This window comes from Paenibacillus sp. FSL H7-0737, assembly GCF_000758545.1.
In the GTDB taxonomy this organism is placed as follows: Bacteria; Bacillota; Bacilli; order Paenibacillales; family Paenibacillaceae; genus Paenibacillus_AQ.
Genome location: NZ_CP009279.1, coordinates 5978999 through 5992997, shown reverse-complemented (window position 1 = coordinate 5992997; position 13999 = coordinate 5978999). Strand labels below are relative to the sequence as shown.

2 protein-coding genes are annotated in these 13999 nt (G+C 45.8%); both read left to right on the top strand.

Going from position 1 to position 13999, the window contains the following annotated elements; genetic code table 11:
• The first annotated feature begins 24 nt into the window (after positions 1-24).
• On the top strand, positions 25-10764 hold the full coding sequence (locus H70737_RS26090; protein WP_052404433.1) for a non-ribosomal peptide synthetase: 10740 nt from the start codon (positions 25-27) through the stop codon (positions 10762-10764).
• Positions 10765-10820: 56 nt separating this feature from the next.
• A complete protein-coding gene (locus tag H70737_RS26085) occupies positions 10821-13982 on the top strand; it encodes a non-ribosomal peptide synthetase (protein ID WP_052404432.1) in 3162 nt (1053 codons plus the stop codon).
• Positions 13983-13999 lie beyond the last annotated feature (17 nt).

Here is a 13999-nt window from a genome sequence, read left to right as displayed (position 1 = left end):
ACGAATGTTTAGGGGTAGAGGCAAATGTATACAAAGGCGGATATTAAGGATATTTATTTTCTGACACCTATGCAGGAGGGAATGCTCTTCCATCATTTAATGCATCCAGCTTCCAGCGTCTACCTAGAGCAATTTCATTTTAGTCTGCAAGGCGAATTTAATCCACGTATCTTTGAAAAGACGATCGCACTAATCGTTGAGAAATACGAGGCTCTACGTACCGTGTTCATTCACAAGAATGTGAAAAAAGCGGTGCAGGTCGTGCTGAAGCAGCGGGTGCAGAGTATTCGTACAGAACAGGTTATCGGGTTGGATGAGACAGCACAATCTGAATTTATAGAACAATATAAAGCATCGGACAGAAGTCAGCCGTTCGATTTAACGCTGGATTCTCCTGTCAGGTTGACGGTTATTGAGCGGAGCGACCGCCGAGTCGATGTCATATGGACGTTTCACCATATCATACTTGATGGCTGGAGTGTGGGCTTGCTACTACGGGATTTCAGACGTATGTATCGGCAGCTTAAAAGAAACAGACCGATAAGAACTCGGCAGGTGTTGCCGTTCTCTAACTATATTCAGTGGTTAGAGAAGCAGGATAAAGATTCAGCGATGGATTATTGGAACCATTATTTGTCGGGATATGAGCAGCGTGCGGGAGTTCCTGCATGGAAGCTGGATAATGTCGAAGGTGAAGCCTACTCGCTCTCAGAAGTGAACTTTACCGTAAACCGGGCGTTGACCGAGAGATTAGAGGCCTTAGCCCGAAAGAGTGGTGTTACGCTCAGTACGATGCTGCATATGATCTGGGGCATTGTACTACAGAAATATAATAATGTAGATGATGTAGTGTTTGGCTCGGTGGTCTCTGGGCGTCCACCAGAGGTGAGCGGGATTGAGCAGATGGTCGGCATGTTCATCAATTCCATTCCGGTTCGTATTCGCAGAAATGATCAGACTACTTTTGCAGAATTGCTAGAAATGGTAAGAGATCATGTAGCACTTTCTTCAGGGAATGAATTTGTAGCTTTACCTGAAATTCAGAACGCTTCGTTACTCAAGCGGGAGCTTCTGGACCATGTGCTTGTCTTTGAGAATTACCCGTTAGAAGAAGGGATTCAATTAAAAAATGAACGTGATCTTGGCTTTGTATTAAGCCAAGTGCAGGTCTTCGAACAGACCAACTATCACTTCAATGTTGTAATCGTTCCTAGTGGAGAAATCTCCATACGTTTGGGTTACAACACCAAGGTATATGATCAGGATTTTATAGAGGGCATTCAAAGACATATCGAATTAATTGCCGAAAGTCTTCTGGATCGGACGGATATGAGAATCAGCGAATTGATGCTGCTATCAGGTACAGATGCTGCTACTTCAGGATCGGCAAAGGGAACAGAGTATTCTGCTTTGGAACAGCCAGGGACCCTTACACAGTGGCTCAAGCAACAGGCTATTCAGAATCCGGATAACGTTGCACTCGTATATGGCGAAAGCAAGTTGACCTACGCTGAGCTGGATGGAAAATCGAATACGCTCGCTCGTGAGCTCAGAGAATGGGCGATAGGCCCCGGAGATATTATAGGGATTATGGCAGAGCCTTCGCTAGAGATGATCGTAGCAATCTGGGGTGTGTTAAAAGCGGGAGCTGGATATGTACCGATAGATCCTGAATTCTCGGCAGAACGGCAAGCTTATATGCTAAAAGATAGTGAAGCAAGGCTGTTAATTACACAAGAGGGCAATCTTCGGGCAGAGGAACTTCCGGTAGAAACGTTGTATCTTGATAGCAATCAAATGGAGAATGGTGCGGAGATCCAATGGCCGGATAATGATCCAACGGATACGGTGTATGTGATCTATACCAGTGGAACAACGGGAGTTCCTAAAGGAGTCGCGATTGCTCACCATAATCTTGTGAATTACTTGATCTGGTTCCAGCGTACAGCAGAGCTTCGTTCCAGTGATAAGACGGCCTTAACCTCTTCCTTTGCCTTTGACCTCGGATATACCGCTCTTTTCTCAGCAATGGTAAGTGGGTGCGAACTTCATTTACTGGATAAAGAGTTATATGCATCTCCACAGCGGCTTCTTGAATATGGTAGAGTTCATAATCTTACCTTCTTAAAAATGACACCAACACTTTACAGCACGTTGCAAAACGAAACAGAGGCTGAGGATCTGTTCTTCCCATCCTTGAGAGTGCTAGTACTTGGCGGTGAACCGATTCATGTGAGGGACGTGGAACGGACTTTCCAGCTTAGCAGTAACATTCGAGTAATGAATCATTATGGCCCTACAGAAGCTACAATCGGCAGTATTGCTCATTGGATGGAACGAGATGGATTAGAGCGATTTAGTCAGATGCCTACGATTGGCAAACCTATTGATAATACTAGAATCTACATTGTGGATAAGAACAATCATCTGATGCCGACGGGTTTAGCCGGAGAAATCTGCATTGCTGGAAATGGAGTAGGCAAAGGGTATATAAACCGTGAGGATTTGAATAGCAGTAAGTTTCTAATCCTGTCTTTATCAGGATGTGAAGAACGATTATACCGTACAGGTGACAGAGGTAGAGTGCTGCCAGATGGCTCTATTGCTTACCTAGGACGGATAGATGATCAGATAAAAATAAGAGGCTACCGAGTAGAACCCGCAGAGGTGGCATATCAGATACAGCAGCATACGGACATCACAGATGCGGTCGTGATTGGCCGTCAGGATTCCAGTGGACAAAATTTACTCTGCGCTTATTATGTAACAGATTCAGGTCTGAAACCAGCAGAGTTGAGAGCTTTCCTGACTCAATTATTACCTGATTTTATGATCCCGACCTATTTCATGGAGCTGGCTACCTTACCTGTAACTCCTAACGGTAAAGTCAACAAGAAGGAGCTTCCCGAACCGGAAGCAGGTGCTTTCTTATACAACATCTATAAAGCTCCACGCAATAAGCTGGAGAGCAAGCTGACTTATATCTGGCAAGAGGTCTTGAATATAGAACGTGTAGGTATTCAAGATGATTTCTTCTTACTGGGAGGTCATTCGCTTAAGGCCATGGTGCTTGTATCTCGAATTCAAAAGGAGCTTAGTATCGAGGTGCCACTTAAACAACTATTCGTCACTTCCACTATAGCAGGTCTTGCGGATTGGATGGGAGGGGCGATCCAGCGAGTACAGCTACCAATCCCGGCAGCTGAGTCACGGGTGATGTATTCGGCGTCACCAATGCAGCAAAGAATTTACGCCTTAAGTCAGCTGGATGATCAATCGACCACCTATAATATGCCGAATATATGGATCGTGGATGGGGAGCTGGATCGCGTACGGTTGCAGCAGGCCATGAAAGATATTATCGGACGGCATGAAATTCTGCGGACGTCTTATCTTATGACGGAGGAAGGGCTGATGCAGCAAGTGCATCAGGAGTTCTCTTTTGAAGTCCCGGATATTACAGGAGATAGAGATTCTGTTGCTTCATTAATTGATGAGTTTATTACTCCGTTTGCCTTAGACAGGGCTCCGATGCTCAGAGCACAGACGGTTCGGGTTGAGGATGGAAGACAGCTGCTACTGATGGACATTCATCATATTGCTTCTGATGGCATCTCCACAGCGATTTTATTTCAGGAACTGATGGATCTTTATGCTGGTTATTCTATAGAAGAAGCTACTATCCAGTACAAGGATTACACTGAGTGGAGATTGAGTTCAGAAGGAGTGGAGGAGCGCGGTAAACAGGAGAAATTCTGGAAGGAACAACTTCAGGACGATCTTCCCGTCTTGAATCTGCCAAGTGATTTTCCAAGGCCAGCTATACAAAGCTTCAAAGGTGACTTTATTGAGTTCACCTTGAATGGAGCGGTTGTCGATGATATTCGGCGGTTGTCTAGAGAAACGGGTGCCACTTTATTTATGGTCTTGCTGGCAGCCTATAACATTCTTTTATCAAAATACACGGGGCAAGAGGATATTATTGTCGGTTCAGTCTCCATGGGAAGGCCACATGCGGATTTGGAACGGACGATGGGCATGTTCGTGAATACGGTAGCGCACAGAAATTATCCGGAAGGTGACAAGACCGTTTTTGATTTCCTGAAAGAAATCAAGGAACGTTCGTTGGATGTATTCGAGAATCAGCATTACCCTTTCGACGAGCTGCTGGATGTGCTTCAAGTACGAAGAGAAAAAAGCAGGAATCCGATCTTTGATACCATGTTTATTCTGGAGAATATGGATGTTCCGCAGATTGAACTGGGCCATGCCAAGCTGTCTTACTATCCTTTTGATTATAAGATAGCCAAGTTTGATATGACGGTGTTTGCCGAGGAGCGTATGGATGAAATTGTTTTCCGATGGGAGTATGGAACTGATTTGTTCCACCAGGAGACGATACGGCGTTTTACAGAGCACTATTTGAATATTATACGGGAGATGACTCGGAAGACAGATGCCCCAATAAAAGAACTGCAGCTGATGAGCGAGGAAGAGAGAGCAGTCATTGTTCAGGAATTTAACGATACCTGGACGGACTATCCAAGAGATCTAACGGTTCCACAGTTATTTGAGGAGCAGGTGGCAAAGTTTCCTACACATGTTGCCCTAGTCTCTGGTGAAGAGCAAATGACATATGAGGAGCTAGATCAGCAGTCTGGAAGGTTGGCTTATCTGCTTCGAACTCAAGGTGTTGGCCCAGGTCATAGAGTGGGGCTGATGGTGGAACGTTCATTTGAAATGATCATTGGGATCTTAGGAATATTGAAAGCAGGCGGAGCCTACGTACCTATAGATCCAGAGTATTCACAAGAACGTATCGGCACCATTATTGAGGATGCACGGATTCAGGTACTTTTAACCCAAAGCTTATTAGTAACAAAAATTCATGAAACAACGAGAGAAGTTCTGCGTGAAGTGATATGGGTCGATGGTCTGCATGCGCTTCAGGTTAACGAATCATTCATACCTTTTCCTTGTCAGATAGATTCCTCCTCTCCAGCCTATGTGATGTACACTTCAGGATCTACCGGCAAGCCGAAAGGAACGATAAGCAGTCATTCCGGCATTATTCGCATAGTAAGGAATACTAACTATATCAAAATTACTGAAGATGACGCACTGCTGCAATTGTCCAATTATGCTTTCGACGGATCTACCTTTGATATCTTCGGCGCTCTTTTAAATGGTGCTAAGCTGGTGCTAATTGACAAGGAGTCGATTTCGGATATCACGGAATGGACGAAGATGATCGAGAACGAACGCATTTCGCTACTGTTTATTACCACCGCATTATTCAACACCGTCGTGGATGTGAACGTTGAAGCTTTGTCTCAGGTAAGGAAAGTTCTCTTCGGAGGGGAACGCGTTTCTGTGAATCATGTTCGTAAAGCACTCGATACCTTTGGTGATGATAAGCTGATTCATGTTTATGGTCCAACGGAAAGCACGGTGTTCGCTACTTACCAGGAAGTAAAGGCTCTTTCAAATTCGGGGACCCTTCCGATCGGCAGACCGGTCTCCAATACCCAAGTGTTCATTGTGGATCGTTACCATCAATTGCAGCCTATAGGTGCGCTCGGGGAAATTATGATTTCCGGTGATGGCTTATCGCTCGGCTATCTGAATCAACCGGAGATGACCGCAGATAAATTTGTAGAGCATGCATATCTGGAAGGCTGCACGATGTATAAGACGGGGGATTTGGGCCGCTGGCTTCCGGACGGATCGATAGAGTTCCACGGCAGAATAGATCAACAGGTAAAGATTCGTGGATTTCGTATAGAGCCAGGGGAAATAGAGGCAGTGCTGCTACAGTTGGCTGGAGTGCAAGAGGGGGTAGTGCTCGCCAAGGACAACGGTATAGGAAACAAGCAATTATGCGCGTATCTGGTTACTGACGAATTGCTTAAGCCGACGGATATCCGCCATTACTTAAGTCAAAGATTGCCGGAATATATGATTCCAGCCCATTTCATCTTTATGGATGCACTGCCTTTAACCTCAAATGGCAAGGTGAATACTCGGGCTCTGCCTGAGCCAATGTACGGATTATTAGAAGCGGGCGATCAACTCTTTGAAGGACCAGCGAATACACAAGAAGAGCTGCTACTGCAACTCTGGAAGGAAGTACTGGGTGTTCAGAGTATCGGTGTGCATGATGATTTCTTCAGGCTTGGCGGACATTCGCTGAAGGCGATGGTCCTTTTAGCCAAAATACAGCAGCGATTTCAGCTTCATCTGCCACTTTCAAAATTATTTTCAGGTCCGACGGTTAGACAATTATCAGAGAATATGAACCTGGCGCAGCCTAACTTAGAACGGGTTGTTCCAGTGGCAGAGTTTCAGGTGTTGTACCCGGCATCTTCTGCACAGCAGCGGATCTACGCTTCATCCATGAGAGAACCGGATAGTATCGGCTACAATATCCCCTTTGCGGTATACCTGGATGGGGAGCTAGACCTTGCAAGACTGGGAGAAAGTCTTCAGGAGTTAACGAATCGTCATGAAGCTTTACGTACTGTATTTGAAGAGGTAGAGGGGACGGTGGCTCAACGGATTCTGCCAGAGCAGAAGATTCCACTTGAACATTACCAAGGGACAGAAGAGCAATCAGAGGAGATGATTGGAAGCTTTATTCGTCCCTTTGAGCTTACCAAAGGACCTTTGGTACGTTGCGGAATCGGAACACTGTCTACCGGAAGATATCTGCTCATGCTCGATATGCATCACAGCATAAGTGATGGCAGCTCAATAGCGATTCTTTTTAAAGAGTGGATGCAGCTCTATCGTGGGGAATTACTACCACCAGTGTGGCGCCAGTATAAGGATTATGCAGTCTGGCAGCAGCAGTTCATCCGCTCTGAAAGTATGAAGGCTCAAGAGAACTACTGGATAGAGCAACTTCAGGGTGATATTCCGGTGTTGAACTTGCCAGTGGATTTTCCGAGACCAGCTGTTCGTTCCTTTGAAGGTGCCAGCTTGACGGCCACATTGAATGAGGAATTGTTCGGAAGGATCGGAGCACTCAGTCGAGAGACAGGTACGACATCCTATATGGTCTTAATGGCCGCTTTTCAAATCATGTTAGCCAAGATTACTGGAGAACAAGATCTACTTGTAGGGACCGTGGCAGCGGGAAGAACAGAGGGTGATATCCACGATACGGTAGGGATGTTCGCTCAAACCTTGGTCATTCGAGGAAATCCAGCTTTCGATAAAACAGGAAAGCAATTTCTACAAGAGATCAAAATGACTACACTGAATGCTTTTGAAAATCAGGACTATCCTTTCGATCATTTAGTTCATGCACTCGATGTAAAGCCTGATGCTAGCCGTAATCCACTATTTGACGCCATGTTCATCTATGAGAATACCGAGACAGGCCGACTTCAGTTTGGAGATACCGTATGCACACCTATTCAGAACAGTGCTGGTAGTGCCAAGACGGATCTTACACTAGTGGCTGTGGAAGAGGTAGCTGGCGGGATCTCACTGAAATGGGATTATAGTCGCCAACTATTCAAGCTAGAGACGGTAAAAAGACTTAGTCGTTACTTTACTGAGGTGTTGAGCCAGTTGTGTAGCTGTCCTCATGCCAGTATCTCCATGCTTGAGATGGTGAATGGAGCTGAAAAAGAGGCGCTCTTGTTCGGCTACAACAACACTGCGGTTGAATACGAGGAAAATAATACTTTGCTCCTGTTGTTTGAAGAGCAGGCAGTATCGAACCCCGAGCAGATCGCATTAGTCCATGGCGACTCACAGATCACCTACGGAGCGCTAAACGAGCGTGCAGAGCAAATGGCAAGAGGGTTTGTCAGCTTGGGTATTCAACCTTCAGCTACGGTTGCTGTGATGCTGGATCGTTCGATCGAGATGGTTATCGGAATTCTAGCGATATGGAAAGCTGGAGGGGCTTATGTACCTCTTGATCCTGATTACCCGCAGGAAAGAATCTCTTTCATGCTGGAGGATTGCGGAGCCAAGTGGCTGCTAACTAATGAACAAGGAAGCAAGAAGATTAGTTTCTCAGGTACGGTGATTAATTTTGAAAATCCGGTGGAGCATCAGGACGAGGGAACATTGCCTTTGAAGAAATCACCAGATGACCTAGCTTATGTCATCTACACTTCGGGTACGACGGGAAGACCAAAAGGAGTGGCCGTTACTCAGCGGAGTATAGCCAATACGCTGCAATGGCGCCGTGAGGCTTATGCACTCGGGATCTCGGACACTGTGCTTCAGTTATTTTCTTTCTCATTCGATGGCTTCTTGACGAGTCTATTCACTCCACTTATCTCGGGAAGTCGAGTGGTTCTACTGTCTGATAGTGATGCTAAGGATCCGTTTGTTATCGCGGACAGTATTTCTGATTACCATGTAACTCATTTTATAGCAGTGCCTAGCCTGTATCTGGCTCTTCTCGAATGCTGTGAAGCGGAGCGTCTGCATTCGCTAAATCAAGTGACATTGGCGGGTGAACAGATTACGAAACACGTGATTGAAGAGAGCAAACGGCTGCTCCCACACACAGAGTTGATGAATGAATACGGACCTACGGAGAATAGCGTGGCAACAACCTTCTTTAGAAATTTGCAGCCGGATAGACCTGTATATATTGGTAAGCCGATTGCAAACACGGAGATCTACGTACTTGGCAAGGATCATCTTCTGATGCCAGCAGGTATGGAAGGGGAGCTATGTATTTCAGGTACAGGCTTGGCTGTCGGTTACTTGAATCGACCGGAGCTGAACGCAGAGAAGTTCATTTCCAATCCTTATTTTCCTGAAAAACGCATGTATAAGACAGGGGATTTGGTGAAGTGGCTGCCAGACGGAAACCTTTGCTACATCGGAAGAATAGATCGTCAAATCAAAATTCGCGGCTACCGGATTGAGACCGATGAAATCGAGAACGAGCTGCTCCGTCATGAAGAGGTAACCTTAGCGCTTGTTATCGGCAGAAAGGATGATGAAGGCAAGTTATACTTGTGTGCTTATATTATCGGCGAGGGAAAGGTAGAAGAACGAGAATTGCGGAAGCATCTATCCTGTCGTCTTCCAGATTACATGCTTCCAGCCGCTTTTATTCATCTGGAGCAGTTCCCACTGACGTCTAATGGGAAAACGGATATTGCAGCATTGCCTGCCCCTAAGTTCACCTCCAAGCGAGGAAATGAGGATACAACTTTCCAGAATGAGTGTGAACGCAGTCTGGCAGAGGTATGGAATAAGGTTCTAGGGAAGACGGGGGTGAATGCCTCGGATAATTTCTTCGAACTCGGGGGCGATTCGATCCGGGCGATCTCGCTGGTGTCCGAAATTCATAAGCAAATGGGCATTAAGGTGGCTATTGCTGAATTGTTCCATTATCCAACCATCCGGGAGCTTGCAAGCTTACTTGAAAAAGAGCAGCGGGAGACCTTGGCAAGAGTTGTAGTATCACTGGAAGCTAGCGGATTGTACCCTGCTTCCTCAGCGCAAAAACGGATGTTTGTACTGAACCAGATGCAGGAGAGCAGCACGGTCTATAACATGCCTGTAGCGCTTATGCTTGACGGCGTTCTGGATCGTACCCGGTTAGAACAGGCCTTGGAGCAGTTGATTGCAAGGCATGAGCCGTTAAGAACCTCCTTTCATCTGAATCAAGGCAAGATTGTACAGCAGGTTCATTCCGAAGTTCCATTTCGCATGGGGTATCGAAAAATCCCTGAGGTTAGTCTGGAAAAAGCACTGAAATCGTATAGTAGATTCTTTGATGTGACTCGTGCTCCTTTATTCCGAGCCGTTCTGCTTAACATTCATGAGCAGAGAAATGTATTGTTCCTTGACATGCACCATATTGTTTCAGACGGAACCTCAATATCTGTTCTGCTTCGCGACTTAACTGCGCTATACAACGGAACAGGCCTTTCGAAGCTGGAAGTGCAGTATAAGGATTTCTCTGTATGGCAGGAGAACTTTCTACAGTCCGAGATGTACAGTGAACAAAAGAGCTATTGGATGAAGATGTTTTCAGGTGTTCTTCCCTCTAAAGATCTCCCGACCGACTACCCTCGCTCTGTAACTAGAACGTATGAAGGCAGGGACGTCTGCTTTGAAGCAGAGCCTGAATTGAGGGAAGCCCTGAAGAAGCTTTCCATAACGGAAGGAACTACCCTGAACAATGTGCTGGCTGCTTGTTATCATATTTGGTTGTCCAAGTATGTGGATAGCGAGGATGTTATTGTCGGTTGTGGCGTATCTGGTAGAAGTCATGGCGATTTAAGCTCCATGGTGGGCATGTTGGTGAATACAGCTGCTATTCGCAGCCGTCCGCAAGGGAAGAAGACCTTCAGAACCTTCCTTAGAGAGTTGAAGGAGGAGACGTTGTCTGCATTTAACCATCTGGATTTCCCTTTCGAGCATATGATCAGTGATCTGAAGCTTGCACGAGAAGCATCCCGAAATCCATTGTTTGATACCTTATTCGAGCTCCAGAGCTTGGCGGATCCAGGAGCAGATCCGGTGATGAATGGGCTTGCTGTTCAAAGGCTGGATATACGTTCAGGGTTAACCAAGTTTGACCTGGCACTGTTCGCCGGGGAAAGAAGTGATCAATTGTACTTTAGCTTCAATTATAGAACTTCGCTTTTCCGCGAAGAGACCGTAGTCAATATGGCCAACCAATATATGCGGGTTCTTCGAACCATGGCAGAGGCTCCTGATTGTTATATTCAGGAAGTGGATATCCACTCTCCGGCTGAAGAGATATACTCCTAATTTATTGTAGAAGGAGGTCAGTAAGGAATGAATGATATTCAAAAGGAGGAGAAGAGATGGCAGTAAATAAACGGGTCATGAGCGGCTTTCCGGAGCAAGAGCATGATCGGAAGTTATGGGATCTTAGCGATGATTCAGAGAAGCAGCAGTCTAAGGGGGAGCTAATCTGGAGTGGATTTCCTGAGGAACATGAACAGAGAAATCTATTTTCTGAAGAAGTCTATCAATTTCAGCAGTGCAGAATACCCTTACCCTCTGCTCTAGCTGAAAGAGTAATGGAGGTGGTATCTAACTCCTCCAGCGGAAAAGTTTCTCTACTGTTAAGAGCCGTGCAATATATGCTCTTCAAATATTGCGGTAATCAACTGATTACAACCGGGGTGCTAACGAAAAGTGCAACTGGTTCGAAGGTGGAGAGAAGGGTATATCCTGTGCTGACTTCTATCGATCCTGGTTCTTCTTTGATGGAACAGCTTGTAGAATCGGGCATCATGGAATCTTTCACCGAGGATTCCATCAAGAGATCATCTTTGAAGCCTAAAAAAAGCTTGGAGCCCCTTAAGGTAGAACGGGGAGAGTCACCTTGGAAAACGCTAGTGCTTACAGAAGCACTCGAAAGTGCAGAAGAAGCGGAAATTATTGGTGCGGAAATGGCTTTTGCTCTGGTAGAGCGAAATGAAGCAATGATTCTGGAGGTAGTATACAACGGCCTGTTGTTCTCAGCGGAGAAGGTTTCTACCCTCTCGGGCCAATTGCTTCATTGGTTAATGGAAGCCCTGAGCCATCCCAATCAACCGTTAATGCAGCTTGATATTGTTCCTCCTGAGGAGAAGAACAGATTGCTTTATGAATTCAACCCTATCGCTACTCTTTATCCGCAGACCCAAACCGTGGTTAAGCTGTTTGAATCGAAAGTACTGGAGATGCCGGATGAAGCGGCGGTCACATCCGGCAATCAGCAATTTACTTACCAGAAACTTAATGCAGCTGCCAATCGAATTGCTCACCAGTTGCAAGCACAAGGCATAGGTTCGGGCTCCATTGTAGGCATTATGGCTCAGCCCTCACTGGAGATGTTCAGTGGCATACTTGGCATTTTAAAGTCAGGAGCTGCTTATCTGCCGATTGATCCCGAATATCCGCTGGACCGTATTCAGTACATGCTGAATGACAGTAAAGCAGAGGCGATGCTATACCAGACAGAACTGGAACTGCCCAAACATTACGGAGGAAGATTACTTGATCTGAAGGTTTTGGGGGAAGGGGACGAGGAAGAGAGCTTAGGTAATCCAAACGTGCCATATACTCCTGAAGATCTGGCTTATGTTGTTTATACATCAGGATCAACAGGAGCACCCAAAGGTGTCATGATTGAGCATCGAGCTTTACTCAACCTATGCTTCTGGCATCTGGATCAATTCGAGGTAACGGCTACTGATCGTGCAACAAAATATGCTGGGTTCGGATTTGATGCATCAGTATGGGAGATATTTCCTTACTTGCTGGCTGGTGCTTCCATCCACATTGTTCCTGCGGAAGCTAAGCTTGATATGGTGATGCTTAATCACTTTTTTGAAGAGAAGGGGATATCCATTAGCTTTCTGCCCACTTCCATCTGTGAAAGATTCATTAGGCTGCCAAATCATAGTCCATCACTTCGGATCCTGCTTACAGGTGGTGATCGGCTGAAGCAGACGCGAAATACACCTTATAAGCTGGTGAATAACTACGGCCCCACAGAGAATACCGTTGTCGCTACCAGCTATACCATTTACGATTCCCGCTTAGCCAATCATATAGGACGCCCAATTCATAACACGCGGATTTATATTGTTGATGAGTATGGAGCATTACAACCAGAGGGAGTGATTGGGGAAATGTGTATCGCAGGGGATAGTCTCGCACGAGGCTACCTGCATAATGAAGCATTAACTGCAGCTAAGTTTGTTAGCAATCCCTTCGAGCCGGGAGAGAGAATGTACCGTTCAGGTGATTACGCCAGATGGCTTTCCGACGGAAACATAGAATTCATCGGAAGAATGGATGACCAGGTCAAAATTCGAGGGGTTCGTATTGAACTCGAGGAAATCGAAAATCGATTGTCTCAATATCCAGAAGTAGAGGGCTGTGTAATCACAACCCGTGAGAATGAGGAATCTGGTAAATACCTTGTTGCTTATTATGAGGCCAGACAGGAGATTCCGGTTTCGCAGCTTCGATTGTTCCTCTCAGAGACCTTACCCGAGGCATGGATGCCTTCGACTTATATGTATTTGAAGCAGCTACCGATCACCCCGAATGGGAAAATCGACAGACGCGCTTTACCGGAGCCTAGTGTAGCACGACCTATGCTGGAGGTTCTATATTCCTCATCCAAGACGGAGACTGAACAGATGCTTTCTCGGATTTGGGGGGAGCTGCTAGAGGTCGAGCAGATTGGTCTCGATGATAACTTCTTTGATCTAGGCGGGAATTCTCTGCTTTTAGTATCAGTTCATGCCAGATTAGAGGAGGAGGCTCCGGGAAAAGTAAAAGTCGTTGATTTGTTTGATTATCCGTCCATATCCAAGCTTGCGTGCTTTATAGATGAGAGTTCACAGCCAGCGGTGATCGAACCCGTTCATACAGAAGTAATGCTTAGAGCGGATTGCTTGCGAAGCCTCGAGGAAGAGGAAGGGGATGGAAACATTCGATTCCGTCTAGAGGGATGGAGAGCGGAGCAACTGCGTGATTGGGAGGAAGGGTCTACCTTTGATCTACCTAGCTTGTTCTTAGCTGCATTCTTCTATCAGATATTTGAAATGAGTGTGCAAGAAGAAATTGTGGTCCAGGTCCTTTCAGAGGATCTGCAATGGATTGTGCCGGTTACAACAGATTTCGATGACATTTATCAATTTAATGAGCTTCTTGAACAGGTATCTACAACTATTTCAGGACTGAAAGGCTCAGATGGCTATCCGGTCTATCAAGCTATTGATTGGCTGGAAACGGATCGCTTGAAGAACAGCAAATCGATCGTGCCATACTTCTCTTATAACGAATATGAGGAGAATATGAGTCTTCACCAGGCTGATTTATATGTGCAAATTGTTGAGGATTTAGAGGGCTATGAATGTATCTGTGATTATCGTACAGATCTGTGGAAAGAAGCTAAGGTTTTTGAATTTTTGGAGAAGTACGCGGACAGCGTTGTCAAAATGCTTGAGGTCCAAATATAGAAGAGGAGTGATTGTAC